Below are 26,143 nucleotides of genomic sequence, written 5' to 3' on the forward strand. Positions count from 1 at the left end.
CTGCTCTACGCCCGCATGATGACAACTGCGTGACAAGCCCTAATGGGCGCGGCTGCTGGTGAAAATCCCTATGGAGCGCTACAGCTGGTCTGGCTTTTCAATCCACTTGCCGGTGCGCGGGGGGGTCCAGCTGGCAAAGGCGTCCAGCAGGGCTGCGGGGTCGGCGTCCATCAGGGCGATGTCGCGATGCGGCTGCTTGAGAAAGCCCTGGCTCACGGTGTGGTCCAGAAAGGCGCTCAGCAGGTCGTAATAGCCGTCCACGTTCAACAGGCCGCATGGCTTGTGGTGGAAGCCCAGCTGGGACCAGGTCAGGACCTCGAAGAACTCTTCCAGGGTGCCGGCGCCGCCTGGAAGGGCAATGAAGGCGTCGCTGCGGTCGGCCATGGCGGCCTTGCGTTCGTGCATGGAGTCCACCACCAGCAGCTCAGTCAGGCCAGGGTGTCCGATTTCCTTGTCCCACAAGGACTTGGGGATAATCCCCGTCACCTTGCCACCGGCGTTCAGGGCCGCATTGGCCACGGCGCCCATGCAGCCGATGCTGGCGCCGCCGTAGACCAGCGTAATGCCGCGGCTGGCCAGCAAGCTGCCGAGTTGCTTCGAAGATTCGAGGAATTTCGGGGAATTGCCTGGATTGGCGCCGCAGAAGACGCACACGGAGGAAATGGTGTTCATGCGGGGCTTGTGATCCTCTCGGCGGCTGCAGTCAAGCCCCCCCGGGGATTTGCCACCATCTTGTCACCAGGGGCGGCTGGGAGTAGGAAGGGCCATCATGCGTGACGACCTGCCCTCCTTCACCATCCGGGAAAGCGCCCGGGCCCGGCGGATCCTGCTCAAAGTCGCGCCCGGAGCAGGGCTCACGGTGGTGCTGCCCCGCGGGGTGGACCCGGCCTTTGCCCGCCTGGCCGTGGAGCAACAGGCCGACTGGGCCATCAAGGCCCTGCGCGAGTTGCGGGCCCGTGGTCAGCTTTTTGAAGCGCCACTCTTGCCCCATCGGGTGACCCTGGCCGCCGTGGACCGGGACTATCGGGTGGACTGCCTGCCCGACGACCCCCGCCGCCTGACCCTGCGCGAACGCCAGGACGGCGTGGGGCGTGTCCTGGCGTTTCGGGGACGCGTGGACGACGCCGTACGCTGCGTGGAACTGTTGCGCGGCTGGTTGCAGCAAGCCGGCCGTCGGCATCTTGTGCCCTGGTGCCAGGAGGTGTCGGAGGAGTTGGGGATTCCCGTGACCGGGGTGCGCGTGGGCCGGCAGAAGACGCGCTGGGGCAGCCGTTCGAGCCGTGGCGGCGTGTCCCTGAACTGCTGCCTGCTCTTCCTGCCCCGCGAGGCCGTCCGGTACGTCATCATCCATGAGCTGTGCCACGCCCTGCACGGCAATCACTCACCGGCCTACTGGCGCGAGGTTGCCGCCCGCGAGCCGGACTTCAAACGCCTGGACGAGTCCCTCAAGGAATCCTGGCGGCATGTCCCGGCCTGGGCGGCCTGGTAGCCTTCACGCAGACGCCGGCGACGAGCGGTACAGCACCTCAAAGGGCACCAGCTCCCCCAACGCCTCCAGGTACTTCGCCAGCATGGTCTCCATGCCCGGCGCGTAACTGAGCACAGCCACACTCTCCCAGCGGTCCAAGACGCTCAGCACCCCCAGATGCCCGAAGGCCTCCAGCTCGAACTTGGCCATGGCCACATCCTTGCCGGCCAGCCGCAGGTAGCAGCGGCACGAGCGGGGAGAGGTGGGGGCGGTGTGCATGGTGGAATCCGGGGAAAAAATCTGTGTGTACAGTGGATTGAGTCGGGTAAGGGTATGTTGGGAAGGAAGGGGGCGCGCAAAAAGGCCCCCCCTCCGGTTGGCGGTCCATTACAGGATTTCGATACCGGTTTCCGTGATGGCCACCATGTATTCCCAGCGGATGCCGCCCCATTCGGGGTAATAGAGGCCGGGCTCCACGGTGACGAGCATGCCGGGCTCCAGTACGCCGGTGGAGCGGGAGTTCAGGGAGGGGGCTTCGTGGGTTTCCAGGCCGATGCCGTGGCCCAGGCCGTGGGTGAAGCGGTCGGCCACACCCAGGGATTCGAAATGGTTGCGCGCGGCGAGGTAGACGTCGAGCATCGGCACGCCGGGCCCCATGCAGTCCAGGGCCTTCTGCTGGGCCGTGCGCACCTGGTCCATGACTTCGAGGAAGCGCGGGGAGGGCGTGTCGCCCACCCAGAAGGTGCGGGTCTGGTCGGAGCAGTAGTGGTTCAGGCGGCAGCCCGTGTCCACGAGCACGAGGCAGTTATCCACGATGCGGGTTTCGTCGGGCCGGGCGTGGGGCAGGGCGGCGTTGCCATTGACGCCGACAATGGTGGCAAAGGACAGGCCCGACGCGCCCATGCCGCGAAAGAGTTGCTCGATTTCCCAGGCCAGTTCGCGTTCGGTCTTACCGGGGACGAGCAGCTCCGGCAGCCGGGCCATGACGGCATGGTTCAGGGCGCAGGCACGGCGCAGCGCCTCAAGCTCCTCGGGGCTTTTGTAGAGCCGCAGGCGTTCCACCAGCCCCTGGGCGGGGCGCAGGGTCATGACCTTGCCCAGTTCCGTGGCCTGGTGCCAGTTCAGGGTGTGCGCTTCCACGCCCACCACATCGCCGGGGTTCAGGCGGGAGGCGACGAGATCGGGCAGCCGCTCCAGCTCATTGCCTTTGTAGATGACGAGACCATTGGCGGGCCAGTGCCGCAGGGCTTCGTCCTCGTAGCGCGGGTCGGTAAAGAGGGCGTCCTGCCCATCCTGGCGGATGAGGAGCCAGCCGGAGCTTTCGTTGCACTGGCAGTCGAACTGCTCGAAGCCGGAAAGGTAAAAGCGGTTGGCAGCGTAGGTGACGAGCAGGGCGTCCAGGCCTTTTTCGGCCAGCAGCGGGCGCAGGCGCTCGCGGCGGGAGGCAAATTCGGCGGCGTTCATGTTCAGCGTTCCGGGATGGTGTAAGTGGTTTCGATGGTGCCCAGGACCATGCGTTCGGCCCATTCCACGCCCTGCATCAGGCTGTGGTCCATGTTGGCCACCTCATAGCGCCAGCCGCCGAAGCGTCCGCGGGAGTACACCTGCCGGGCCTCCAGCCAGGGCTGGATGGCGGCCAGGGCCCGGTCGCGGCCCAGGGTGGGCACGGGGTAGCCATAGGGCAGCACGGATTCCCAGCGGGTGCGGATGTCGGCGTGGGGGTCCAGCATGGCCACGTTGCGCAGGCCCTGTTCGGCCGTGGCGGTGACAATCTCCAGGGTTTCCGGCTTGTAGCCGGAGAAGCTCGTCTCGCACATCAGGCCGCGCAACCCGCGCGCGGGGACGTTGTTGGGGGAATAGTTGTGGAAGTTGGTGACGCGGTAGAAGGGGCAGTTGTCTTCGGGGAAGTACATCCAGCAGGTGTTGTCAGAAGAGGTGCCAGTCGGGACGCCTGTCGGGGTGTCTGTCGGGATGTCTGTGCCAATGCCCGAGACCACCACGCCGTTGTGTTCCAGCAGTCTGGAAGCCTCCACCAGCTCCGCCGGCGCGCCGGCCAGCCATTTCTGGACCAGCAGATCCAGGGGCCCGGTGTTCAGCAGGTGGTCATAGGTAATGACCTCGCCTGCGGCGGTGCGCACGGTGCGGGCGGCGGTGTCCAGGGTGACGACGGTCTGCTTGTAGCGGATGCGGTCTTCGATGCGTGCGGCCAGCCGGCGGTAGATCTCGCCAGTGCCGCCGTGCAGGGGAAAGCGGAATTTGTTGTTGGGCCCCCAGCTGACGTCATCCTGCTCCAGAATGATATTTTTGACCACACGTTCCAGATCCACAATGCTGACGCGCTCGCCGATCCACTGCCAGGACATGCGCTCGGCCGGCGTGGCCCAGACCTTGAAGTTGTACGGCCGCATGAACAGGTCGGTCACGCCTTCGCCGAACACGGCGAGCATCCAGTCCTTGAAACTGTCGGGCCGGGTTTCGGGCCGCCGGCCTGGCAGCAGGCCTTCCACGCAGCGCCAGGCCAGCTCCCTGGGCAGGTAGCGGATATTGTTCTGGAAGGGATACGGGATCCAGCCGTCGGCCATGCGCACGCGGGCGATGCGCTCGTGCCAGAGCTGCTCCTCACCCAGGAGGGAGTCCAGGAGCTGGTCGAAATATTTGTAGTGGGAAAATACGACGTGGCCGCCCAGATCCCAGGTAAAGCCGGCCTCGTCGGTGAAGCTGGCCGAGAGGCCCCCGGCGTGGGGCTCGCGCTCCAGGATGAGAAAATCCCGTGCGCCGAGCTCGTGGAGCCGCCAGCCGGCGCCCAGGCCCGTGGGACCCGCGCCGATGATCAGGTGCGATACATGCATAGAACTTCACTCTCCGGGCAGGGCCGTGTGGCATGTTCGGGAGAGCATGGCAAGGGTTTCCAGCTCCCCTGGGGAAAATCGGTGGGCCAGCTTGAAGGCGTCGGGGCGGGGGTCGGCACTGGCGGCATGGCCGCCATGGGCCGGGATGCACAGGGAGTGCTGGCAGGCGCAGGCCGGCCGGCCGTGGCGCAGCGCCAGAACCAGGTCGCGCTCCACGTCGGCCGCAGGGCCTGAGCCAGCGGAAAAAGCCAGATTCCAGCCGCCATCCTCCTGCAGCCGGTCGCCACGGAACAGCCGGCAGCCGCCGGGCATGGTCAGGCAGGGATGCACGCAGGGGCCAAAGATGTCCTCCTCCACTCCCCGCAGGGCAAACGCGGTGGTTTCCAGACGGTCGGGCGATGCCGGCAGGGGAGGGTGGCCGGGATCGAGCCCCAGCGCGCCAAACCGGGTGCCACGGCAGCCCCAGCTGCGGGCGTCCGGCGCGGCGGCCACGGCCTCGGCCAGATGCCCCAGCCAGTCGGGAGGCGGAAGCATGCCGGCATCCAGAAAGATGACCCATTCCGCCGCGCGCACCAGGGGATGCATGACCAGCCAGGTGCGCCCGATGGTCCGCCCCAGGGGCGTGGGCAGCAGCTCCAGGGTTGCATGCCCGGGCACTGGCAGGGACTCCAGGGCGCGTTCAAGGGAATGCCCGCAAAACAGCACCGGATAGGCGGCCTGTTCCTGGGAGGGATGCAGGGCTTCCAGTGTGGCGGCCAGGGCAGAGGCGTTGTCTCCCAGCACGCAGACGAGCGGGAGAAACGATGCGGCCGGGGAAAGACCCGTGATGGATGAACAGTTAGCCATGTTGCGGGGACTCTATCACACAATAGCAGCGCTGCAAAGATGGTCCTGTCTATGTTGTACGGCATGGAAGACGTGCTGGACAGACTGCAGAACCGCTGCTAACAATGCAGATCATAGTATGCATGCTGCCGGCAAGGGATGGAGGAAGGACGTCGTGTTCAATGCGGAAAAGCTCCTGGGCGGTCTGCTTCGGCAGGGGCTCAAGGGAAACGCGCCTGCGGGGGATTTGTTCTCCGCAGGGGGCCTTTTTTCGTCCAAGGCTGCCTTGGGCCTGGGGCTTCTTGGCCTGGCCTGGGAGGCTGCGGAGCATGTCCTGGGGCAGACGCAGGGTGAACCCGGAGAAAGCCTCCAGTCCAGAGGGAGCGTCCAGTCCCGCCCGCCTGTGCCGCCAGCACCATCCGCGCAGGGCCTGCCTCCCGCACCGCCGCCGCCACCGCTGTCACCAGCCCGCCCAAGTGCCCCGCCTGTCTCACCCTCGGCTTTGTCGCCAGACGCTCCTGCCGCTCCGGACCCCGCGGCCGTGGTCTGCCTGCAGGCCATGATCGCCGCCGCCTGGGCCGATGGCAGTCTGGATGGTCAGGAGCGCACCTCCATTTTTCAGGGGCTCGATTCCCTGCAGCTGACTCCGGAGGAAACGGCCTTTCTGCACCGCGAGCTGGCCGCCCCCAAGAGCGCCGCGGAGATTGCGGCCCTGGCCTCCCAGCTCCCGACCTCCGAGGCGGCCCAGGCCGTGTACGCTGCGGCCTGCATGGCCATTGTGGCCGACACCGCCGCCGAGCATGCCTTCTTGGATGAACTGGCAGCCCGCCTGCATCTGGACCCCTCCATCGCCCGCTCCCTGAAGCGGCAATGAGTTGCATTTTTTCCCTGCCACACAAGGAGAACCGCGCATGTCCCTTTGGTATGTGAGCTACGCCGGCAGCCAGGAAGGCCCCATGAGCCTGGTGGAGGCCCGCGCCCGCGCCCGCGAAGACTGCTCCGGCTATGCTTGGCGCGAGGGCTTTGCCGACTGGCTGCCCATGGAGCAGGTGGACGAGCTGATGGCCGACCCTGGCCCGGGCGCGCCGCTCGCCCCGGTGGCACCGCCGCCGCCAGGGATGCACTTTGGCCGCGGGGCGGACAAGGTCGAATACGAGATCAAGGGCGCGGAAATGCAGTTTGTGGAGATTCTGCTCGACCCGGGCGATTCCGTGGTGGCCGAGGCCGGGGCCATGATGTTCAAGGACCCGGCTGTGGACATGCAGGCCATTTTCGGCGATGGCTCCGCCGCGTCCTCCACGGCAGGAGGCAGCAGCGGGTTCATGGGCAAGCTCATGAGCGCGGGCAAGCGCATGCTCACCGGCGAGAGCATGTTCATGACCATTTTTACCAACCGCGGGCACGAGAAAACCGTGGCCGCCTTTGGCGCCCCCTATCCCGGGAACATCATTCCCGTGAATCTGGCCGAGGCCGGCGGGGCGCTCATTTGCCAGAAGGACTGCTTCCTCTGCGCTGCCCGCGGCGTGGCCATCGGGATTTACTTCCAGAAGCGCATCCTGACCGGCCTCTTTGGCGGCGAAGGCTTCATCATGCAAAAGCTGGAGGGCGACGGCATGGCCTTTGTCCATGCTGGTGGCACGGTGGTGTTCCGCGATCTGGCCGCGGGCGAGGTGCTGCACGTGGACACGGGCTGCGTGGTGGCCTTTGATCCGCAGGTGGATTTCGACATCCAGCAGGCTGGCAATATCAAGACGGCGCTCTTTGGCGGCGAAGGCCTGTTCTTTGCCGTGCTGCGCGGGCCGGGCCGGGTCTGGCTGCAGTCCCTGCCGTTCTCGCGGCTGGCCGGCCGCATGCTCCAGGCCGCCCCCCAGCGCGGCGGCTCCCGCGGGGAGGGGTCGGTCCTCGGCTCCATTGGCAACCTGCTGGACGGGGACAACAAACGCTAACACCGGCCGCAACAGAGCCGAAAAACACATAAACGGGAGCCGGCTTGCCAGCTCCCGTTTTTTTGGTGTCCAGCCTCGCGTAGCATTACCACTCCATGGTCCGCTCCACTGCTGCCAGCAGGCCCCGCACATCCGCCGGGAAGACGTGCCCGATGGTACCGATGCGGAATGTGTCTGCATCGCTCACTTTTCCAGGGTAGATCACATAGCCTTCGGCCTTGAGGCACTCGTAAAACCGGCGGAAGTCGTATCCTGGCACCTTGGGCGAATGGAAGGCGGTTATCACCGGCGACTGCAGGGGCCGCGGCAACAGGGGCTGGAATCCCAGGCGCGCCATGCCCTCCACGAGCAGGCGCTGGTTCTCCACATACCGCGCGTGCCGCGCCGCCACGCCGCCCTCGTCCTCCAGTTCGGCCAGCGCCTCGGCAAAGGCGCGCACGGCATGGGTGGGCGAGGTGTAGCGCCATTTGCCGCCCTTGTGCTCCATTTCCAGCCACTGGGCATGCAGATCCAGTGAGAGAGACCGCGCCTGCCCGGCGCAGGCCTCCAGCGGTTCCCGTCGGGCCACCACAAAGCCGAATCCCGGAATGCCCTGGATGCACTTGTTGGCCGAGGAGATGAGAAAATCCGCCTGGATGGAATCCATGGTCATGGGCATACCACCAAAGCTGCTCATGGCGTCTACGATGTAAATCTTGCCGAATTCCTTGACGATCCGTCCGATGTCCGCCACGGGATTGAGCATGCCTGTGGTGGTTTCGCAGTGGACCACGGCCACGTGGGTGATGGCTGGATCATCAGTCAGGGTCTGGCGCAGGCGGGCCTGATCCGGCGGGGTCAACTCGCCATCGTCCTGCACGAGCAGGGAGATGCCCATGCGGGTGGCGATTTGCCCGATGCGCCGGCCATAGGCGCCGTTGGCCAGCACCAGCAGCCGGCCGCCCAGGGGCACGGCCGAGCCGATGACCGACTCCACGCTGAAGGTTCCGCTGCCCTGCATGAGCACGGCAGTGAGGTCTGGCCGCTCCGGTCCGCCGCCGGCCAGGGCGGTCAGGGAAGCGCGGATGGACTGGACGATGTGGTTGTAGTCGTCATCCCAGGTGCACCAGTCGCGAAACAGGGCGGCGCGGACGCGTTTGCTGGTGGAAAGCGGGCCGGGGGTGAGCAGGAGGTAGGGATTGTCCGGGATGCAGTCGAGTTCCATCTGCTTCATAAGAGTGCTCATGGCATTGCTCGCGGGAAGGAAGGTGTGGCGCGTCGGAGCTAGGCGCTGCAGCGGGTCAGGCTCGCCTCAAGGATGTCCAGGGCGCGGGTCAGCTCGGCTTCGGAAATGGTCAGGGGCGGGGCCAGGGTCAGCACCGTGCCGGCGGAGATTTTGAAGGACAGGCCCTGGGTCAGACAATCGTAGAGCACGGCCTCGGCGCGTGCAGCGGTGTCCAGCTCCAGGGCCAGCTGTAGCCCCAGCCCGCGCGCGGCGACCACGCCGGGCAGGCGGCAGGTCATGCCCCGGAGGCGTTCCAACGCCTGTAGGCCCAACGCCCGGCTGCGCGCCACCAGATTGTCTTCGGCGAGGATATCCAGGGTGGCCAGGGCGGCCGCGCAACCCAGGGGACTCTTCTCGTGGGTGTAATGGCCCAGGGCGGCGTGGCCGGCGATGTCCAGGTTGGCGCGGGCCAGCAGGGCGGCCTGGGGAACCACGCCGCCGCCCAGGCCCTTGCCCAGGAGCAGCAGATCCGGGACCGCGCCCCAGTGTTCCCAGCAGAAAAAACGACCGGTGCGGCCCAGGCAGGTGGGGATCTCGTCAAAGATCAGCAGCACGCCGTGGCGGTCACAGATCTCACGCACGGCCGGCCAGTAGCCCGGCGGAGGCGGGGAGACCGTGGTGCAGCGCATGGGCTCGGCGATGAACGCGGCCACGTCGCCTTCATGCTCGAACACGGCCTCCAGATAACGAGCGCAGGCCAGGCCGCAGGTGGCGCAGTCGGCACCGTCAGGATAGTCGCCATGGGGCCGGAGCAGGCAGTGCCGGGGATCCGGCGCGGGCACGTGGCCGCAGTTGGGGAGCAGCGGGCCGACGCCCTGGCGGAAGACAGCCTCCCCGCCCACGGAAATGGCATCCAGGGACGCCCCATGGAACGCGCCCCAGCAGGAGACGAACTTGAAGCGTCCGGTGGCCATGCGGGCCAGCTTGAGGGCCATGCCCACGGCCAGCGCGCCGCCGGGGGCGAGGAGGAGCTTCCAGCGCTCCCCGCGGGGGTCGGCGGCGGCCATCATCCCGGTCAGTCGTTCCGCCAGGGCCACGGCTCCGGCATGAGTGAACCGGCGCGGGCAAAAGGCCAGTGAATCCAGCTGATTTTTGACGGCCTCCAGCACCCGCGGATGGGCATGGCCGACCTGGTGCACGGAATTGCCGTGAAAATCCAACATCTCGCGCCCGTCGTGCGAAATCAGGACGCTGCCTTCCGCCCCGGTCAGCACATCCAGACAGGGGCTGGACAGGGACTGATGCAGAAACGTGGCCGCATCCCGGGCCAACAGCTCCCGCGCGGCGTCGGAGAGCGTGGCTTCCTGCCAGAGAGCGCGGCGGTCCGAGAGGTTCACATCCCCTTCGCTGCGATCAATTTCGGGCGCCTTCATGCCGCGTTCACCCTGTTACGGGCGTTCCCCGGCGGCGAGGCGGCGGGCGATGGCTTCCAGCAGGGGCGGGCAGTCGGCGATGCTTGGGACCGCGTAATGCGCGCCCTGGGCGAGGAAGCGGGCTTCGATGTCAGTCTGGCGGGCGGCGAGCTCCTCGGGGGCGGTCTGCTCCATGGCTGCGAGCTCGGCCAGAGAGAGGCCCAGCTCGTTGCCGGTGCGGGTCAGGGCGATGGTCCACATGCCGGCGTTCAGGCCTTCTTCGACGTCGCTGGGGGTATCGCCGATTTTGACCATGGCTTCCAGGGGATAGACTTCCAGGAGCAGGGCGTTCTTGTAACACATGTAGGGATGCGGCCGGCCGGCGGGGACATCCGTGGAGCAGACGACGAGATCCGGCGTGTAGCCTTGTTCCCGGGCCAGGGGGACGAGGATTTCCATCATTGAGGAAGTATAGCCCGTGGAGGTGCCGATTTTCAGGTCCATGGCCCGGAAGGCGGCCACGGCCTCCAGAAGGCCGGGGATGAGCTGGGCATTGCCGGAGATGGCGGCAACCATCATGGCTTCGGTGTCCTGATAGATGGTCAGGACGTCCTGTTCCGTGGGGCGATGGCCCTTGATTTCGGCAAACCGCTCGGCCACGGCGGGCATGGCCAGCACGGCGCGGACATGGTCGATCTTCTTCAGGCCCATGGGAATGCGGGCTTCGGCCACGCTCACCGGGATATCATGCCGGGCAAAGGCCTGGACAAAGACGTCCATGGGGCCGAGGCAGCCATGGTCCACGGCGGTGCCGGCCCAGTCCAGGATCACGGCTTTCAGGGGGCCAGTGTAAGGGCGGGTCATCATGCGGCTCCGGATTGCCGCAGCGCCCAACGGCGGCTGCGGGCTTGCACGCCCCGGCTGGCCAGGACGTACAGGGTGCGGATGAGGATGTTCACGGCCACCACCAGCATGGCCATGGCCGCGGCGGGGGCGGTGTCCCCGGCGTCGTCCATGTTGGCGATGGCCACGGAGGCCAGGGGCAGGTCGGCGGAATAGAGGAAAATCACCGCAGAAACCGTGGCCATGGAGTTCACGAAATAATACATGCCGATTTCCAGCACCGCCGGCAGGCAGACCGGCAGCGTCACCCGCCAGACGGTGCGGTAGAACGGCACAGCCATGGATTCCGAGACGGCCTCGAATTCCTTGTCCAGCTGCTTCAGGGCCGTGGTGGCCGTGAGGAAGCTGACGGTATAAAAGTGCACCAGATTCGAGAGCACCAGGATGCCCATGGTGCCATACAGGAAATTGAAGGGGTTGGGGATGGTCAGCCCCAGAAGCTGCAGGGTGGGCGCGTTGAAGAAGAAGATGTACGCCAGCCCGATGACCAGCCCCGGCAGGGCCAGGGGAATGATGGACAGGAAATACGCCCCCTGGCGCAATCCCTTGAGCCCGCGTGTTTTTTCGATGAGATAGGCGCTGGCGAAGGTCACACCCGCGCCAACCACGGCCGAGAAGGCGCTCATGCGGATGGAGTTCCACAAGGCCGCGTAGCCTCCGCCGCCCATGCCTTTGAAGGCGAAATGCCCAAGGCCGAGTTCCATGTTGTACGGCCAGACCTTCACCAGGGCGGCCAGCAGGGCGGTGCCGTAAAAACTGAGCAAGAGCAGGGCGATGCCCGCGCAAAAAGCCAGGGCCATGCGGTCCCGCAGCGGGCTGGGCGTGAGCACCAGGGGCGTGGACCGCGCGGCGATTTGCGAGGTCTGGCGGCGCTGGACGATGCGGTCCAGCAGGAATGCCCCCACCGTGGGCAGGAGCAGGACCACGCTGACCACCGCGCCCATGACGAAATTGTGCTGGCCGATGACCTGCTTGTAAATGTCCGTGGCCAGGATGTTGAACCCGCCGCCCACCACCTTGGGCGCGCCGAAGTCCGTGAAGGCCAGGATGAAGCAGACGATGATGGCCGAGAAGAGCCCGTACTTGACGCCGGGCAGGGTCACGGTGGTGAAGGTCCGCCAGGGCGAGGCTCCCATGGAGGCGGCGGCTTCGTAGAGCCGGGCGTCAGTCATGCCCAGGGCCACGGTGAGGATGAGCGCGGCCTGGGGAAAGGCGTACACCGCCTCGGCCAGGACAATACCCGTCTCGCCGTACAGCCCGATATCCAGGCCGGGCAGCAGGCCGAAGAGTCCCTGGGTGACCAGTCCTTTTTTGCCGAACAGATACACCAGGGCAATGCCATTGAGCAGGGTGGGGGCAAAAAGGGGCAGCATGCTCACGGCCTGGAACACGGCCTTGCCCGGCAGGCAGGTGCGGGTCAGGGCGTAGGCATAGGCAAAGCCCAGGGGCACGGCCAGGAGCGTGGTCCAGCAGGCCACGCGGACGGAGTTGCCCAGGGAGTTCCATAACGCAGGGTTGCTGAAATATTCGGCAAAGTTGGCCAGACCGACGAAGCTGCCGTCCTGGGCTTCCAGGCTCTTGCCCAGGAGTTTGGCCAGGGGCAGGACCACCACGGCAGTCATCCACAAGCAGAGCCCGAGGATGCAGGCAATGCGGATCCATTGCTCGGCGTCCACACGCTGCCACAGGTTCGGCCGCGGTGCGGATGGCGCAGGAGCGGCCTGGGATTCCATGGCCAGGGCGGCGTCGTTCATGCCGCGCCCTGTTCCCTGTGGCCGGGGTAGACGTGCAGGCGGTCTGCCGGGAGCTGGACGCGGATGCGATCGGCCTCACGCACGCCCAGCCGGCGGCAGTCGGCCGCGGGGACATCAGCGTGCAGGCTGGCCCATTCGCGTTCCTCGCGGGAAGCTCCGGGCAGCCTGAGGTGCAGGCGGTAGAGGGAGCCGCGGTATTCCAGGCTGTTCACGCGGGCTTCGAAGATATTGTCCCGGCCGGTGTCGGCCTTGCTGGCGGAAGGGGAGGCGTCGGGCGATCTGGCTTCCAGCAGTTTGATGTCCTCGGGGCGGATGGCCACTGTGGCCGCCGCACCCTCGGCCACCGTGGCCAGATCCCCCACCTGCAGCAGCAGGGCCCCGGCGCGCAGCTGGGCGCCGTTTTCCCGCACGGCCTGCGGCAGGAAGTTCATGGCCCCGATGAAGGAGGCCACAAAGGGCGTGGCCGGTTTTTCATAAATTTCGTGTGGCGGTCCTTCCTGGACGAGTTCGCCGTGGTCCATGACCAGGATGCGGTCAGCCATGGTCAGGGCTTCTTCCTGATCGTGGGTGACCATGATGGTGGTCACGCCCAGGCGGGTCTGCAGCTGGCGGATCTCGCTGCGCAACATCACGCGCACCTTGGCGTCCAGGGCCGAGAGGGGCTCGTCCAGGAGCAGCAGGTCCGGGGAAAGGGCCATGGCCCGCGCCAGGGCCACGCGTTGTTGCTGCCCGCCGGAGAGCTGGGCCGGGAACTTGCGGCCCATGCCGGGCAGGCCGACCAGATCCAGCAGGTCCTGCACCCGGCGGGAGAGGGCGGTGCGGTCCATCCTGCGGTTCCGGAGTCCGTAGCCCACGTTTTCTTCGGCCGTGAGGTTGGGGAAGAGGGCATAGGACTGAAAGACGATGCCCACCCGCCGCCGGGAGACGGGCAGGGCGGAGACATCACGATTTTCCACAAAGATGGCGCCCTGGTCCTGACGTTCCAGTCCGGCCACCACGCGCAGGAGTGTGGTCTTGCCGCAGCCGCTGGGACCGAGGATGGACAGGAATTCTCCCTTGCCGGCGGCAAAGCTGACGTCGCGCAGGGCGGTGAAACTGCCGAAACGTTTGGTGACGGCCTCGGCGCGCAGGTAGGGCGAAGCGGACACGGCGGCTCCTTGCGGCACGGATGCCGCCGGCGCGGGCCTGCCCGAGGGGAAGGGGGCAGGCCCGCGCCGGGCTGGTGTGGAGGGTGGATGGTGGAGGTTACTTCTTTTCGCTCTTGCCGTCGTAGCGCTTGGTCCACTCGGCAAGGATGCGGTCGCGGTTCTTGGCGGCCCAGTCAAAGTCGTTCTTGATCATCTGCTTTTCGGGGGCCGCGGGGTAGCCGGCGGGGATGGGCTGGCCGGAGTCGTAAGCAGTGACGGGGTAAACCTTGCCATACAGGCCCATCACGCTCTGGGAGATGGCCCAATCCAGAAAGACCTTGGCCGCGGGCTTGATGGTCTTTTTCTTGACCAGGGCATTGGCTTCCACATCCCAGCCCGAGCCTTCGGCCGGGAACACGGTATCCACGGGTTCGCCCTTCTGCTTCTGGATGATGCCGCGGTAGCCGAAGGACAGGCCAATCACCGTCTCGCCCGCGCCAGCCATCTTGCAGGGCTTGGAGCCGGAGTGGGTGTACTGGGCCATGTTTTCATGCAGGGCATCCAGGTACTTCCAGCCTTCTTCCTCGCCCTTGAGCTGCAGAATGGCCGAGACGGTCAGAAAGCCCGTGCCCGAGGAGGCGGGGTTGGGCATGACCAGCAGGCCCTTGTATTCGGGCTTGATCAGATCGGCAAAGCTCTTGGGAGCGGGCAGCTTCTTGGCTTCGGCCTCGATGGTGTTGACGCAGAAGCCGGTCATCCAGGCCTTGATGCCGACCCAGGCCGGGGGGGTAGCCGTGTCGCGCATGGTGGGGCGGACCTTGTCCAGACCCTGGGGGGCGTAGGGTTCCAGCATGCCGGCCTGCTTGGCGAGCATGAGGGAGGTGGCGGCGGTGCCCCAGACCACGTCGGCCTGCGGATTGTCCTTTTCGGCCAGGAACTTGGCAGTGATGATGCCCGTGGAGTCGCGGACAATCTTCACGGTGATGTCCGGGTGCTTGGCCTTGAAGTCTTCCAGGTAGCCGGGGATCTCGTCATCTTCCAGGGCGGTGTAGACGAGGATTTCCTCGGCCTGGGCCAGGGCGACCAGCCCGAGGGTAAGGCCCAGAGCCAGCATCAGGGCAAGGGTCAGGGGCAGGACGCGACGCGACGAAACGAACATGGCAGGCCTCCGTAAGGCGCAACGTGCGGTGAGCGTGAAGAGTGAGTGGACGAACGGATCGTGTTCCCTTGTGGCAGGTGCGCGTGACAGGCTCGTGTCGCCTTGGTGTCACTCCGGTGACGTGTCGTGCCAGATGCAACGCCAGAAGAGACGAAGTCATGCAATGGTCAAGACGTCACCAAAACGGCCGGCATTCGTCATCGATTCGTCATCCAGCGTGCCTATTGCATCCTTGGCGATGTATGCGCCCCCGCAACGAGCCCCCTGCGTGCTTCCCCCCCGGAGCTGCCATGAAAATCGATCTGCACGTCCATTCCAGATACTCGGACCGCCCCTCCCAATGGGCCCTGCGCAAGCTTGGCGCACCGGAGAGTTTCGTGGACCCCGTTGTAGTCTACGAACTCTGCAAGTTGCGCGGCATGCACAAGGTGACGGTGACCGACCACAACACCCTCGGCGGCAGCCTGGCCATCGCCCATCTGCCGGACACCTTTCTTTCCGAGGAAATCACCGCCCATTTTCCAGAGGATGGCTGCAAGGTGCATGTCCTCTCCTGGAACATCACCGAGGCCCAGCATGAGGACATCCAGAAAGTCCGCCGCAACATCTATGAGCTGACGGCCTATCTGCGTGCCTCGGGCATAGCCCACGCCCTGGCCCATCCCCTTTATGCCGTTAACGACCGGCTGACCATTGCCCACCTGGAAAAGCTGCTGGTGCTCTTCAAAACCTTCGAGGTCAACGGCACCCGCGATGGCATGCAGAACAACAGCGTCAAGGCCATCCTGGCCCTGCTGACCCCGGCGCTGCTCGACGAACTGGCCAACAAACACGACCTGGACCCGCGCTACGACCCCACGGACCACGCCCCCTGGCACAAGCATCTGGTGGGTGGCTCAGATGACCATAGCGGCCTGCACGTGGCCCGGACCTTTACCCAGATCGAAGGCCCGGACACGCTGGAGGCCTTCTTCCTGGGCCTGAAGGCCGGACGCAGCCAGCCCGTAGGCGTGTATTCCAACCCCAAAACACTGGCCCACACCCTGTATGGGATCGGCTATCAATTCTACAAGTCCAAGTCGAATCTGGACAAACTCGTCCACAAGGACCGGTTCCTGACCTTTCTGGATCATTTTCTCGCACCGCTGCCTTCGGCGGCCACGCCCGTGGATGGTCTCTTCCGCAAAACGCGCAACGTATGCCGCGCCGCAGCCAGGACCGTGGCCGGGCTGGGCGGCTTGCGCGAGAAAGGGCCGCCGCGGGAAACCCATGCCCTGATCCGCGCCTTTGCCGAGGAGGAATTCTACGCCCGCACTGGCGGCAAGCCCCTGGAGCCGGTCTGCCGCATGCCCTGGGGCGAGGCAGAAAAGAAGTGGTTCCGTTACGTCAAGGCCACCTCCAACCGGCTGCTCAAACACTATGCCGATGAATTCATGACCCGCGTGGTTAATGCGGATGTGTTCCAGATCTTCCAGGGCCTGGCCTCGGCCGGAACCCTGTACACCATGCTGGCGCCGTACTTTGTGAGCTATTCCGTCTTCACCAAGGACCGCGTTTTCTGCCGCAAGGCCCTGACCCGGTTCAAGGGCGCGGGCGATGCGGGCACGCAGCCGAACATCGCCCATTTTACGGATACCTTTTTCGAAACCAATGGCGTGGCCATGACCCTGCAGGAGCAGGTCCGTCTGGCCCAGGCCACGGGCAAGCGCTACACGGTGATCACCTGCGATCCCGGCTGCACCACCATGCACGATGGCCTCGCCTCCGGTCCCGGTGTGCAGAACTTCAAGCCCATCGGCCGCTACGAGCTGCCCGAGTATCCGGAACTCAAGCTCTTTTACCCGCCGTTCCTGGAAATGTTGGCTTACGTGTACGAGAACGAGTTCACGCACATCCACTCGGCAACTCCAGGCCCCATCGGCGTGGCCGCGCTGCTCATCGCCCGGACTCTCAAGCTGCCCATCTCGGGCACCTACCACACGGCCCTGCCCCAGTACGCCATGACCCTGACCGGCGACGAGAGCATGGAAGACCTGATGTGGAAGGCGATGGTCTGGTATTACAACCAAATGGATAAAGTCTACGTGCCTTCCGCCGCCTTCGGGGAAGAGTTGGGGGCCAAGGGTGTGCATCGGGACAAGATCACCCTCTACCCCCGCGGGGTGGACACCCTGCGCTTCACCCCGGCCAAGCGCAACGGCTTCTTCGACCGCTACGCCGGGCGGCAGCACCCGGAACAGCCCTTGCGGCTGCTCTACGTGGGCCGCATCTCCAAGGAAAAAAATCTCCATCTGCTGACCCAGGCCTGGAAGGCTCTGCTGCAGCGCGAGGGTCTGGCTGCACAGCTGGAACTGGTGCTGGTGGGTGATGGCCCCTACCGCGCCGAGATGGAAGCCGCCATGCAGGGCACGCCCTGCCTCTTTACCGGCATTCTGGAAGGAGACGATCTGGCCGCGGCCTATGCCTCCTCGGATCTCTTTGTCTTCCCCTCCAGCACGGACACCTTCGGCAAGGTGGTGCTGGAAGCCCAGGCCTCGGGACTGCCGGTGATTGTGACCGATCGCGGCGGCCCCCAGGAGAATGTGGAAGATGGCGTCACCGGCCGCATCGTCCAGGCTGGAGACGCCACCGCCCTGGCCACGGCCTTGGTGGAATTGACCGCCGATCCCCAGGCCCTGCGCGCCATGGGCGCCAGCGCCCGCAAGGCCATGGAAGCCCGCTCCTCGGCCAGGGCCTTTGACCAGGCCTTTGCCCTCTACGGCGCCGAGACCTGCATCCACGCATCAGCCCAGGATAAATTCCCGCAATGATCCTCCCTTCCTGCTCCCGCACCGCAGATCCTGCCGTTCGTTCCACCCGTCCCGCCCCACCTGTGCTCTCCACCCTGGCCGCCTTCTGGCGCGGCCGGGTGCCCGGTCAGGTGGTCATCCAGTACACGGACCGCTGCAACGCCGCCTGCGCCCAGTGCGGCATGCGCGTGGACAATGTCTTCCCCCGTTCCACCATGGGGCCGGACGCCGCCCGCCGGCTCATCGACGCCATGGCCGCCCGTGGCGTACAGGCCATCTCCTTTACCGGCGGCGAGCCCCTGCTCTATCTCAAAGACATCCCCGCCCTGGCCGACTACGCCCGGGCCCAGGGCATCCGCTATATCCGCACCGGCACCAACGGCTTCATCTTCCGCAATCACGAAGCTCCTGATTTTCTGGATAAAATTGACCGCGTGGCCGAGACGCTGGCCCGTAGCGCCATCAACACCTTCTGGATCAGTCTGGATTCCGCCGAGGCCGAGGCCCACGAGGGCAACCGGGGCCTGCCCGGCGTGGTGGCCGGCATCCGCAAGGCCCTGCCACGCTTCCATGCCGCCGGCCTGTACCCGGCGGCCAATCTGGGCATCAACCGCAGCACCGGCGGCCTGGGCGCGCGTTACCTGCATCCTGCCCCTCCGGCCGAGTTTCATGCCCATGCCGTGGCCGCCTTTGAGCGATTTTATGATACCGTGGCCGAGCTTGGCTTCACCATGGCCAATGCCTGCTACCCCATGAGCCTGCCCGAAGCCGAGGCCGAAGACGCCGCCGTGTACACGGCCACCTCCGGCGCGGACATGATTCGCTTTACCCCTCAGGAAAAAGTGCAGTTGTTCAAGGCGTTGTACGATGTGATTCCTCGGCGGCGGCACCTGTTGCGCATTTTTTCGCCGCGCGCCTCGCTGCTGGCCCTCATCCGGCAGTACGAACGCGGCGAACGTACGGCCTATCCCTGCCGGGGCGGCATCGACTTCTTTTTTGTGGATGCCAAGGATTTGAACACCTACCCCTGCGGCTACCGTGGGGAGGAGAACCTGGGCAAGTTCTGGGACTTGAAGCTGGAGGATCTGGCGGCTGCGCCGGACTGCACGCGCTGCGACTGGGAATGTTTCCGCGACCCCTCGGAGCTTCTGGGACCGCTGGTGGACGGCCTGCGCCATCCCCTGCGGACCCTGTCCCGCCTGCGGCAGGACCCGGAAATGGCCCGCACCTGGTGGGAGGACCTGCGCTACTACAAGGCCTGCGGCTTCTTCGACGCCACCGTCCCGCCAAACCAGGAGGCACTGGCGGCCTGGAGGCGTGCCGAAGGCAGGTGCGCGGGTGGTTGTCCCTGACAGGTGCAGCAACCTCGATTGCGTATTGTCAGAAACGTGTTTTTCCGGTACAGAGATGTCTGGAATAGTTGTATTTACTGATAGATGTAGGCATCTCGTCTGGCGTTAAACACTGTGACCAAGCGCGTATTGGGGAACCGAGATGAAACATTCAGGAATGCTGTGCCGTGCCATCCTGGCAATCGTGATGGTGTTGGCTTTTGCCAGCGTGGCTCTGGCAAAGCAAGTGGTGATCATGAACGGCACCGACTTTGACATTCACTCCATCATGCTTTCGCCCAGCGAATCCAACAACTGGGGAGAAGACTTGATGGGGGATGATGTGTTGGAGCCAGATGAGGGCGTACAGATTACTATTTCCGGCAGCGCCAATAATTGGGATCTGGCCGCCGTGGACGGTGATGGGACGCAGGTGACTTTCAGCAATCTGGACCTGCGCAAGGTAACCACCGTCACGTTGCATAGTGACGGCTCCGCCACGCTGGAATAGTTCCTCCCTGAACGTGCAAAAGCGCCCCCGGGCCGTGGCAGATCACGGCTCGGGGGCGCTTCCTTATTGACTCGGTGAACGAGGCTCCCTGGGTGATTATTTAATCGTGATCACACCGGAAGGGTCTTCCTTCACCTCAATGCGTTTGCCGGGGCGGCTTGGGGAATCTGACGCGGGCCGGCCGCCATTGATCAGCTGCGTCACATACAAGGACGGCACGGCGAAATTCAGGTTTTGGCCGTCCATCACAAAAAAGGTGGCCAGGCCGATCACCTCCCCGTCGGCATCCAGGATGGGGCCACCCGAGGAGCCGGGGGAGATGGGTGCGGTGATCTGGTAGCGGATGCGCTCCTGCTTGTCCTTGCGCAGGCCGCTGACGATGCCGGGGGAGATGGTCCGCTCCAGCCCCTTGGGGTTGCCGATGGCCAGCACTTCCTCGCCCACGCTGGGGTGCCCGGTTTTGAGGGGCAGAGGCTCGCCGGAAGCGGCCACTTCCAGCAGGGCCAGATCGTTTTCCTTGTCCACGGCGCGCACGCGCTTGACGGGCACGGGCTTTTCCTGTCCGTGGCGCAGCTCAATTCTGCTGGCCCGTTCCACCACGTGATTGTTGGTCACCACCAGATTGTTCTGCACGTAAAAGCCAGAGCCGAGGGACACATCCCGCCCCGCGCTATCCTTGCCCACCACCACAACCACCGAGGGCCCGGAGCGCTGGAAGAGGCTCTGGGCGTCGATGCCATACGCGATGCCGGCAAAAACGCCGAGCAACGCCATCGTGCACAGGAACATGGCCAGATTGGGGCGGTGCAGGCAAGGGGGGGTAGGCATGGTACTCTCCCGTGGTGGACGCCGAAATGCGCCCGGCAGGACCTGGAACAGGACCAGGAACGGGGCATGAGGCGGAATATGGGCGGGCAGGCACGTTGCCACTGCAACGCGCCAATCCACTATACGAAAGAACCCGGTCTGGCGCAACGGCGCCGGCCGGGACAGCACCGGCCGGCGCACTCGCGTCAGGGCTACTGCATCCAGGCCAGCTTGGCCACGGAGGATTTGGTCAGAATTCGGGCTGCCCCGTCGGTAAAATAGGTGAAGGTGATGGTCTGCCCCGTGCCGGCCAGGCGCTGCAAGGTGGCCAGGGCCTTGGTGTTGGCCTCGACGCCGGCCTCGTAATCCAGTTGCCAGACACCCATGGGTGAAGTGAACTGTACGGCGCCATCGGCTTCGAAGACCCGATCCACAGAGGTGGTTGCCGTCAGCTGCTGGGCCAGAACTTCGGCAGGGAGAGGGAATGTCATGGCCAGCCCCACCCCAAGGGTCAGGCTCAGAGTCAGTGTGACGGCGCGGATGGGCCGGGCCGCAAGACGGGAAATGATGCGAGAATGCATGGCGTGCTCCTGAAAAAACCGGATATGCCATCCGGGAAAATGGGGGAGTCTCCCTGGCTGTACCGGTCTGCACCGGGCGGGTCAATGCCCGGCTGTGAAAAAAAGTGCCCTGCGACAGCCCAACTGCTTCGGCCGCCGGGATTTTCCGCCTCCAGGCCTTGCCCTCCGGCGGGTCACGTGCCATCTTTCTGAAGCCGCGCACGCGGCAACGTTTCACGCGCACAAGGACGACGCACATGACACGACGGCAGACCGCACGGTCCATCAGCGCCCGCAAAGGCGGCGAGAGACTGGTCATGCTCACGGCGTATGACGCCCCCACCACCCGCCTGGCCGAAGAGGCCGGTGCAGACATGCTCCTGGTGGGCGACAGCCTGGCCATGGTGGTGCTGGGCCACCCGGACACCCTGAGCGTGACGGTGGAGGAGATGGTGCACCACTGCAAGGCCGTGTGCCGCACGGCCCGCCACGCGCTCGTGGTGGGTGATTTGCCTTTTTTAAGCTACGAGGCCGGCCCGGCACAGGCGCTGGACGCCGCAGGCCGCCTGGTCAAGGAAGGCGGCGTGCGCGCCGTGAAGCTGGAGGGTGGCCGCGAGGTGCTGCCCCAGGTGGAGGCGTTGCTCATGGCCGGGATTCCGGTCATGGGGCATGTGGGGCTTACCCCGCAACGTCTGGCCCGGCTGGGTGGCTTTCGGGTCCAGGGGCGTGACGCGGCAAGCGCGCAGGCCGTGCTGGACGATGCCCTGGCCCTGGCCCGGGCGGGTTGTTTTGCCGTGGTCATGGAGTGCGTGCCTGCCGATCTGGCGCGGATCATCACCGCCGCGTTGCCATGCCCGACCATCGGCATCGGCGCCGGCGCGCATTGTGACGGGCAGGTACTGGTGGTGCATGACGTCCTTGGCCTGCACGAGGGCCTGCGCCCCAGCTTTGTCAAACGCTATGCCGAATTGGGCGTCGCGGCCCGGGAGGCGTTGGGCCGGTATGCCGCCGAGGTCCGCCAGGGGGCATTCCCTGGGCCGGAGCATAGCTTCTCCATGGATTCATTGGTGTTGGAGGGGTTGACCATCGATGGGTTCCCCGTCGGCGCTTCCATTAATGACGTCTCCGGGCAGACAGGGTCGCTGTCGGTGACGGAGTCTGACGCATGAGCATTCAGGAGCGGCCTCCCGGCCCCCCGCCGGCAGGATCGCCGCAGGGGACACCTGCCGCCCCCCCGGGGAGCGCAGTGGACGACCCGCTGGGCCCGTACCGCGCCACACCCATTCATTTGTTCATCTATGACAAAATGCTGCGGGAGCAGCTGCGCCTCATCTTTGCGGCGCTCAAGTTCGAGCAGGTCATTGAGCACTCCCCGGGCAGTGGGTATCTGGAAAGCGTCAAGCTCCTGGCCCAGCTGCTGCTTCAAAAAAACGGGCTTATCCTGGTCAACCCGCCCCAGGCTGCCGTGTCTCAGGGGGGCAAGGTCCGGGTGGCCAAGGACGTCACGGACTTTTTCGCCAGCCTCAAGGTGTTGTTGGGCAAGGCCAGGCGCGAGGAAAAGACCGTGATGGCCAAGTGCGTGCCCGTGTTCCAGGATATTCAGTTCCCGCAAAAACGTGAGCTGACCATCCTGCAGCTGGCCCGCTTTGGCGTTGCCGGCGCGTTCATTCTGAACAAGCAGGAATCGTTGGGCTCCCTTTCGCCTCAGCTTCGCAAAATCCGCATGCAAGAGCAGGTGATGGAGCGCTACCACGAGCTGCGGGAATACCTGCAGGAGTTTTTACCGCAGCTGGAAGAAGCCGGCGAGATGGTGCAGGAACGGCTGGAGGAGATTGAGCTCAGCGAGCGCAAGGCCAAGGCCGATGCCATGTGCCGCGAGGCAGAACGCGCCAGGGACGCCAAGGATTGGGAACGGGCCGTGCTCTGCTACAAACGGGCCATCGACCTGTATCCGCAAGATCCCATCGCCTATCTGGAAAGCGGTCGGGTGTATGTGCGGTTGCGCAAATATCCCAGGGCGTTGCTGCGCTTTGGCCAGGCCGAGGAAGTGGCGGAATTCATGCCCGAGCCGAACAAGGAAATCGGCATGGTCCGCGTGCTGCAAGTCCAGGAACGGCTGGAGCAGGGGGACTCTCCCTCCAGCCCCGAAGTGCTGGAACTGCTCAACGATGCCCTGGCCAACTTTGAAATCGCCTTGCAGAAGGCCCGGCAGATCAAACCCCTGGCGGCCGAAGAAGAAGATGCCAAACGCAGCCGGGAGGTGGTGGCCCGCATTGCCGGCGAGCTCATGAAGCTGGATCTCAAGGCCTCCCTGGGCAAGGGCCACCCGATGGTCAAGTCCCTCGGGGCTCTGGCCCGCGCGGCCATCGAGGACGTGGCCCCGGAAAACGTGGACCAACTGCCCGCGCCGCACCTGATCTTTTTGGGCCTGGCCGCGCTGGATTCACTGCAGTTTGACGAGGCCGAGCGCCTGCTCTTCCGTGCCGCGCAGGACAAGGAATACTTTCAGGAAGCCTGCTCGGAAATCATCTACATGGGCACCGTGGCCCGCAAATCAGCCAATGTGGCCAAGGCCATCGAGATTTATCGCCGACTTCTGCAGCTGGATCCACCCCGCAAGGCTGCCGTGCATTACAATCTGGCGGTGGCGTACTGTGCCGAAAAACGCGACCTGGAAGGCGCAGGGGCCATCGTCCAGGCCCTGTATCTGGACCCCTCCCTGCCGGATGACGAAGCCTTTTACCGCAACGCCCAGCTGCATGAAGTCCTGGCCAGGGCCGTGTCCCTGTTCCAGAATGTGGACAAGCGCGCCCGCCGGGTTGCCGTGCCGGAGCTGGTGCAAAAGGCCGTCTCCCTGCAGGAAGATCTGGAACGGGCCATCCTGGCCGGGGAAGACACCCGCGCCCTGCGGCTCCTGTGGCACATCGCCTCGCAAATGCCCGATTTCATGGAGCGCGAGCTTGTGATGGCCAGCAAGACCCTGACGGAATTCATGCAGCGCCGCGTGCGGCAGTTGCAGGCCTCCAGCAAGGCGGGGTCGCAGTTTTTGGGGAATTTTTTCCAGCGCCAGCTGACCCTGCGCAGCGAGAGCAAGCTGAACAAGCGGCTCATTGCCTTTTTGCGGTATAAAAGCCAGGCCTTGCGGGCAAAAGAGCTGGAGCAGGACGAATCCGCGGCCGCCGGCTGGCTGACCAAGGCCCTCCTGTGCCACCCCGAGATCATCAACACGGCGGAGTTCTACGCCTCCACCTCCATGCTCGCCCTGACCCGGGAGATCAGTACCCGCCTGGGCAGGGTCAAGCCCGAACGCATTGGGTTGATGGCCTGACAGACGGGTCGGCGACGCAACACGGGGCGCCCTGCAGGAGTTCGTCTGCGAGGCGCCCCGTGTGCTGTTCCGCAATGCAACTACGCCCTATGCCCCGGTGCGTTCCTCGATGGGCGTGTAAGCCCGGCGGGTGGGGCCGGTGTATACCTGCCGCGGCCGGTGGATCTTGGCCGGGCCCTGGTATTCTTCATACCAGTGGGCAATCCAGCCCGGCATGCGGCCGATGGCGAACATGACCGGGAACATCTGCACCGGGATGCCCAGGGTGCGCAGGATGATGCCGGAATAGAAGTCCACGTTGGGATACAGCTTGCGTTCCTTGAAGAATTCGTCGTTCAAGGCGGCATCTTCCAACTCCTGGGCCACATGGATGAGCGGGTCGTCCTGTCCCATGTTTTCCAGCAGGTTGTGGGCAGCCTCCTTGAGCACCCGGGCGCGGGGGTCGAAGTTCTTGTAGACCCGGTGGCCGAAGCCCATGAGGCGGATTTCGCGCGTTTTGACCTTTTCCAGGTAGTCCTTGATATCGACCTTGTGGTCCACCAGGTATTGCAGCTGTTGGACCACCGCGGCGTTGGCCCCGCCATGGAGCCGGCCCCAGAGGGCGCAGACGCCGGCCGAGACCGAGGCAAAAAGGTTGGCCTCGGAGGAGCCGACCATGCGCACGGTGGAGCAGGAGCAGTTCTGCTCGTGGTCGGCATGGACGATGAGAAAGAGCGAAAGCGCCCGCACCGCGCCCAGGGGCGGCTCATAGAGCCGGTAGGGCACGGAGAACATCATGTGCAGGAAGTTCGCGCAGTAGTTTTTGTTTGGATTGGGGTAGATGAAGGGCAGCCCCTGGGATTTGCGGTAGGCAAAGGCCGCAATGGTCCGCACCTTGGAAATCACCTTGGCCACGGCGCGAGTGAACTCGTCCTGGTTGGCGATCGTGTAGAGATCCGGATGGTAGCTCCCCAGGGAGTTGATGACCGCCGAAAGGATGGCCATGGGCTCCCCGTTGGATGGGAAGCCATCGAAATGATGCAGCAAATCCTCGTGCAGGAGTTCTTGCTCCCGCAGCATGTTGCGGAAGGTGTCCAGCTCCACGGCGGTAGGCAGGCGGCCGAAGATCAGCAGCATGGCCGTTTCGATGAAGGAACTCTTGTCCACGAGTTCTTCAATGTCGTAGCCACGATACCGCAGGATGCCCTGCTCGCCGTCCACGAAGGAAATGGTACTCTGGCAGGAGCCGGTGTTGCCGTATCCGTGGTCGAGCGTGATATAGCCGGTTTTGGAGCGCAGGGAAGAAATGTCGATGGCTTTTTCGCCTTCGCTGCCTTCCACCACCGGGAACTCATAGTGCTGGCCGTCGAGAATAATGGTGGCCGTGCGTGCGGATGTGGTGATTTTGTCCTCGGACAACGTCAGGACTCCTCTGTGCGCAGCGTGCGGCTGCGGTGCTATGGTCGGAAAAAACCGCGCAGGGTGAGGCCTTGGCAGACCGCACCATATGCAATAACATGGCCTGTTGTCCAGCCGGCTGCCCTTGCCCTGACGGGACAGCCGAGACGGCCGTGCGAGGCCTGCAGCCAGGGGCTGGGAACTCGCGCCAACGACGCATCCCGTGGGCTCTCCCGCGGTATTTTGCGGGATTTTGGCTTGCCGTGAACGCGGACTAATTGCACTGCGGCGCAAACTGTCGTACCGTTGTGTATTGCCACGTGTGGCCGCGTGTCGCCCGGCGTGCCCGGCCTGAAAGGGGGCGCACCCCTGTTCGCCCGATTCGCCCTGTTCACAGGAAGAGAGGTAACCGTCCGCCAGCGCGATGGGTCAGCAGAGTGGCAGCACAGTGCAAACAGGTTACCCTGGGCCGCGCACCAAGACCGCGGGCCACGGCAATCAGGGGGCAGGGACAGTCATGGGGGGCAACGAGTTCCAGAGGGGGACACACACCATCATGCCGCGTTACAAGGCTTTTGTCACCGCATCCAGAAGGAGCCGCGAGGTGTCCGGCGGGCTCCGTCAGGCGGAACGCAAGGTCTTCCATTTTCAGTTGGAAGCGGAATCCCTGCGCGAGGCCCAACGCCTGGTCAGACAGCGTTTTGTGCAGGAGCACAGCAGTGCGGATGACGACTGGCTGCCTGAACAAGTGGAAGTGATTCCTCTGGAAGAATAACCACCTGGCCCGCGTTGG

At 65.0% G+C, this 26,143-nt stretch carries 23 protein-coding genes; 9 read left to right on the forward strand and 14 right to left on the reverse strand.

What is annotated here, in order from left to right; translation table 11 throughout:
- Positions 1–78 precede the first annotated feature (78 nt).
- Positions 79–672, reverse strand: a complete 594-nt coding sequence (locus tag ACYQ00_RS15795) for an LOG family protein (RefSeq protein WP_460033063.1) — start codon at positions 670–672, stop codon at positions 79–81.
- A gap of 97 nt (positions 673–769) precedes the next feature.
- Here ACYQ00_RS15795 and ACYQ00_RS15800 point away from each other — a divergent pair, with 97 nt between their 5' ends.
- Positions 770–1,489 (forward strand): M48 family metallopeptidase, encoded by a 720-nt coding sequence (locus tag ACYQ00_RS15800; protein ID WP_460033064.1) that lies wholly within the window; start codon positions 770–772, stop codon positions 1,487–1,489.
- A 3-nt stretch (positions 1,490–1,492) separates the two neighbouring features.
- Here ACYQ00_RS15800 and ACYQ00_RS15805 read toward each other — a convergent pair whose 3' ends face one another.
- The 4 genes from ACYQ00_RS15805 to ACYQ00_RS15820 all read right to left on the reverse strand — a co-directional run bounded on the left by ACYQ00_RS15805 (position 1,493) and on the right by ACYQ00_RS15820 (position 5,163).
- A complete protein-coding gene (locus tag ACYQ00_RS15805) occupies positions 1,493–1,747 on the reverse strand; it encodes a DUF4911 domain-containing protein (protein WP_460033065.1) in 255 nt (84 codons plus the stop codon).
- Positions 1,748–1,855: 108 nt separating this feature from the next.
- Positions 1,856–2,932, reverse strand: coding sequence for a M24 family metallopeptidase (locus ACYQ00_RS15810; protein ID WP_460033066.1), 1,077 nt, complete (start codon positions 2,930–2,932; stop codon positions 1,856–1,858).
- A 2-nt stretch (positions 2,933–2,934) separates the two neighbouring features.
- On the reverse strand, positions 2,935–4,317 hold the full coding sequence (locus ACYQ00_RS15815) for a protoporphyrinogen/coproporphyrinogen oxidase (RefSeq protein WP_460033067.1): 1,383 nt from the start codon (positions 4,315–4,317) through the stop codon (positions 2,935–2,937).
- A gap of 6 nt (positions 4,318–4,323) precedes the next feature.
- Positions 4,324–5,163, reverse strand: coding sequence for a hypothetical protein (locus ACYQ00_RS15820; protein ID WP_460033068.1), 840 nt, complete (start codon positions 5,161–5,163; stop codon positions 4,324–4,326).
- 118 nt (positions 5,164–5,281) lie between these two features.
- On the opposite strand from ACYQ00_RS15820, the gene ACYQ00_RS15825 reads away from it, so the two are divergent.
- Together ACYQ00_RS15825 and ACYQ00_RS15830 are read left to right on the forward strand one after the other, a co-directional pair.
- Entirely contained in the window at positions 5,282–6,016 is a 735-nt protein-coding gene (locus tag ACYQ00_RS15825; RefSeq protein WP_460033069.1) for a DUF533 domain-containing protein, read from the forward strand.
- Between the two features lie 37 nt (positions 6,017–6,053).
- Complete coding sequence (locus tag ACYQ00_RS15830) at positions 6,054–7,088, forward strand: AIM24 family protein (RefSeq protein ID WP_460033070.1); 1,035 nt, start codon at positions 6,054–6,056, stop codon at positions 7,086–7,088.
- Positions 7,089–7,173: 85 nt separating this feature from the next.
- Here ACYQ00_RS15830 and phnW read toward each other — a convergent pair whose 3' ends face one another.
- The 6 genes from phnW to ACYQ00_RS15860 all read right to left on the reverse strand — a co-directional run bounded on the left by phnW (position 7,174) and on the right by ACYQ00_RS15860 (position 14,647).
- Positions 7,174–8,313, reverse strand: coding sequence for a 2-aminoethylphosphonate--pyruvate transaminase (gene phnW, locus ACYQ00_RS15835; protein WP_460033071.1), 1,140 nt, complete (start codon positions 8,311–8,313; stop codon positions 7,174–7,176).
- 38 nt (positions 8,314–8,351) lie between these two features.
- Positions 8,352–9,725 (reverse strand): (R)-1-hydroxy-2-aminoethylphosphonate ammonia-lyase, encoded by a 1,374-nt coding sequence (gene pbfA / locus ACYQ00_RS15840; protein WP_460033072.1) that lies wholly within the window; start codon positions 9,723–9,725, stop codon positions 8,352–8,354.
- Between the two features lie 15 nt (positions 9,726–9,740).
- Positions 9,741–10,571, reverse strand: coding sequence for a phosphonoacetaldehyde hydrolase (gene phnX / locus ACYQ00_RS15845; RefSeq protein ID WP_460033073.1), 831 nt, complete (start codon positions 10,569–10,571; stop codon positions 9,741–9,743).
- Positions 10,568–12,361: a putative 2-aminoethylphosphonate ABC transporter permease subunit gene (locus ACYQ00_RS15850; RefSeq protein ID WP_460033074.1), complete on the reverse strand. Its 1,794-nt coding sequence runs from the start codon at positions 12,359–12,361 to the stop codon at positions 10,568–10,570. Before ACYQ00_RS15850 ends, phnX begins: the two co-directional genes overlap by 4 nt.
- A complete protein-coding gene (locus ACYQ00_RS15855) occupies positions 12,358–13,509 on the reverse strand; it encodes a putative 2-aminoethylphosphonate ABC transporter ATP-binding protein (protein ID WP_460033075.1) in 1,152 nt (383 codons plus the stop codon). Before ACYQ00_RS15855 ends, ACYQ00_RS15850 begins: the two co-directional genes overlap by 4 nt.
- Before the next feature lie 97 nt (positions 13,510–13,606).
- On the reverse strand, positions 13,607–14,647 hold the full coding sequence (locus ACYQ00_RS15860; protein ID WP_460033076.1) for a putative 2-aminoethylphosphonate ABC transporter substrate-binding protein: 1,041 nt from the start codon (positions 14,645–14,647) through the stop codon (positions 13,607–13,609).
- A 290-nt stretch (positions 14,648–14,937) separates the two neighbouring features.
- On the opposite strand from ACYQ00_RS15860, the gene ACYQ00_RS15865 reads away from it, so the two are divergent.
- The 3 genes from ACYQ00_RS15865 to ACYQ00_RS15875 all read left to right on the forward strand — a co-directional run bounded on the left by ACYQ00_RS15865 (position 14,938) and on the right by ACYQ00_RS15875 (position 19,278).
- Positions 14,938–17,457: a glycosyltransferase gene (locus tag ACYQ00_RS15865; protein ID WP_460033077.1), complete on the forward strand. Its 2,520-nt coding sequence runs from the start codon at positions 14,938–14,940 to the stop codon at positions 17,455–17,457.
- The gene (locus tag ACYQ00_RS15870; RefSeq protein ID WP_460033078.1) at positions 17,454–18,788 is read left to right on the forward strand and encodes a radical SAM protein; all 1,335 of its coding nucleotides are present in this window, start codon (positions 17,454–17,456) and stop codon (positions 18,786–18,788) included. The genes ACYQ00_RS15865 and ACYQ00_RS15870 overlap by 4 nt, the downstream gene beginning before the upstream one ends.
- A 142-nt stretch (positions 18,789–18,930) precedes the next feature.
- Positions 18,931–19,278, forward strand: a complete 348-nt coding sequence (locus tag ACYQ00_RS15875) for a hypothetical protein (RefSeq protein WP_460033079.1) — start codon at positions 18,931–18,933, stop codon at positions 19,276–19,278.
- A gap of 96 nt (positions 19,279–19,374) precedes the next feature.
- Here ACYQ00_RS15875 and ACYQ00_RS15880 read toward each other — a convergent pair whose 3' ends face one another.
- Both ACYQ00_RS15880 and ACYQ00_RS15885 read right to left on the reverse strand, forming a co-directional pair.
- Positions 19,375–20,106, reverse strand: coding sequence for a S1C family serine protease (locus ACYQ00_RS15880; RefSeq protein ID WP_460033080.1), 732 nt, complete (start codon positions 20,104–20,106; stop codon positions 19,375–19,377).
- 191 nt (positions 20,107–20,297) lie between these two features.
- On the reverse strand, positions 20,298–20,666 hold the full coding sequence (locus ACYQ00_RS15885) for a hypothetical protein (RefSeq protein WP_460033081.1): 369 nt from the start codon (positions 20,664–20,666) through the stop codon (positions 20,298–20,300).
- Positions 20,667–20,902: 236 nt separating this feature from the next.
- Between ACYQ00_RS15885 and panB the strand changes: the two genes are divergently transcribed.
- Both panB and ACYQ00_RS15895 read left to right on the forward strand, forming a co-directional pair.
- Positions 20,903–21,814 carry a 3-methyl-2-oxobutanoate hydroxymethyltransferase gene (panB, locus tag ACYQ00_RS15890; protein WP_460033082.1) on the forward strand — a complete coding sequence of 304 codons (912 nt, stop codon included), beginning with the start codon at positions 20,903–20,905 and terminating at the stop codon, positions 21,812–21,814.
- On the forward strand, positions 21,811–23,973 hold the full coding sequence (locus ACYQ00_RS15895; RefSeq protein WP_460033083.1) for a tetratricopeptide repeat protein: 2,163 nt from the start codon (positions 21,811–21,813) through the stop codon (positions 23,971–23,973). Before panB ends, ACYQ00_RS15895 begins: the two co-directional genes overlap by 4 nt.
- Before the next feature lie 87 nt (positions 23,974–24,060).
- Here ACYQ00_RS15895 and ACYQ00_RS15900 read toward each other — a convergent pair whose 3' ends face one another.
- A complete protein-coding gene (locus ACYQ00_RS15900; protein WP_460033084.1) occupies positions 24,061–25,371 on the reverse strand; it encodes a citrate synthase in 1,311 nt (436 codons plus the stop codon).
- 583 nt (positions 25,372–25,954) lie between these two features.
- Between ACYQ00_RS15900 and ACYQ00_RS15905 the strand changes: the two genes are divergently transcribed.
- Positions 25,955–26,125: a hypothetical protein gene (locus tag ACYQ00_RS15905; protein WP_460033085.1), complete on the forward strand. Its 171-nt coding sequence runs from the start codon at positions 25,955–25,957 to the stop codon at positions 26,123–26,125.
- The last annotated feature ends 18 nt before the right edge of the window (positions 26,126–26,143 follow it).

The sequence above is a fragment of the Megalodesulfovibrio paquesii genome (assembly GCF_054653055.1).

What these genes read in the sequence shown, in the direction of transcription:
- ACYQ00_RS15810 (WP_460033066.1), bottom strand. Translation starts at nt 2,932, where the DNA reads ATGAACGCCGCCGAATTTGCCTCCCGCCGCGAGCGCCTGCGCCCGCTG.
- ACYQ00_RS15870 (WP_460033078.1), top strand. Translation starts at nt 17,454, where the DNA reads ATGATCCTCCCTTCCTGCTCCCGCACCGCAGATCCTGCCGTTCGTTCC.
- ACYQ00_RS15795 (WP_460033063.1), bottom strand. Translation starts at nt 672, where the DNA reads ATGAACACCATTTCCTCCGTGTGCGTCTTCTGCGGCGCCAATCCAGGC.
- ACYQ00_RS15815 (WP_460033067.1), bottom strand. Translation starts at nt 4,317, where the DNA reads ATGCATGTATCGCACCTGATCATCGGCGCGGGTCCCACGGGCCTGGGC.
- phnX (WP_460033073.1), bottom strand. Translation starts at nt 10,571, where the DNA reads ATGATGACCCGCCCTTACACTGGCCCCCTGAAAGCCGTGATCCTGGAC.
- ACYQ00_RS15850 (WP_460033074.1), bottom strand. Translation starts at nt 12,361, where the DNA reads ATGAACGACGCCGCCCTGGCCATGGAATCCCAGGCCGCTCCTGCGCCA.
- ACYQ00_RS15865 (WP_460033077.1), top strand. Translation starts at nt 14,938, where the DNA reads ATGAAAATCGATCTGCACGTCCATTCCAGATACTCGGACCGCCCCTCC.
- ACYQ00_RS15805 (WP_460033065.1), bottom strand. Translation starts at nt 1,747, where the DNA reads ATGCACACCGCCCCCACCTCTCCCCGCTCGTGCCGCTGCTACCTGCGG.
- panB (WP_460033082.1), top strand. Translation starts at nt 20,903, where the DNA reads ATGACACGACGGCAGACCGCACGGTCCATCAGCGCCCGCAAAGGCGGC.
- ACYQ00_RS15860 (WP_460033076.1), bottom strand. Translation starts at nt 14,647, where the DNA reads ATGTTCGTTTCGTCGCGTCGCGTCCTGCCCCTGACCCTTGCCCTGATG.
- phnW (WP_460033071.1), bottom strand. Translation starts at nt 8,313, where the DNA reads ATGAGCACTCTTATGAAGCAGATGGAACTCGACTGCATCCCGGACAAT.
- ACYQ00_RS15875 (WP_460033079.1), top strand. Translation starts at nt 18,931, where the DNA reads ATGAAACATTCAGGAATGCTGTGCCGTGCCATCCTGGCAATCGTGATG.
- ACYQ00_RS15800 (WP_460033064.1), top strand. Translation starts at nt 770, where the DNA reads ATGCGTGACGACCTGCCCTCCTTCACCATCCGGGAAAGCGCCCGGGCC.
- ACYQ00_RS15885 (WP_460033081.1), bottom strand. Translation starts at nt 20,666, where the DNA reads ATGCATTCTCGCATCATTTCCCGTCTTGCGGCCCGGCCCATCCGCGCC.
- ACYQ00_RS15825 (WP_460033069.1), top strand. Translation starts at nt 5,282, where the DNA reads ATGCATGCTGCCGGCAAGGGATGGAGGAAGGACGTCGTGTTCAATGCG.
- ACYQ00_RS15820 (WP_460033068.1), bottom strand. Translation starts at nt 5,163, where the DNA reads ATGGCTAACTGTTCATCCATCACGGGTCTTTCCCCGGCCGCATCGTTT.
- ACYQ00_RS15830 (WP_460033070.1), top strand. Translation starts at nt 6,054, where the DNA reads ATGTCCCTTTGGTATGTGAGCTACGCCGGCAGCCAGGAAGGCCCCATG.
- ACYQ00_RS15895 (WP_460033083.1), top strand. Translation starts at nt 21,811, where the DNA reads ATGAGCATTCAGGAGCGGCCTCCCGGCCCCCCGCCGGCAGGATCGCCG.
- ACYQ00_RS15880 (WP_460033080.1), bottom strand. Translation starts at nt 20,106, where the DNA reads ATGCCTACCCCCCCTTGCCTGCACCGCCCCAATCTGGCCATGTTCCTG.
- pbfA (WP_460033072.1), bottom strand. Translation starts at nt 9,725, where the DNA reads ATGAAGGCGCCCGAAATTGATCGCAGCGAAGGGGATGTGAACCTCTCG.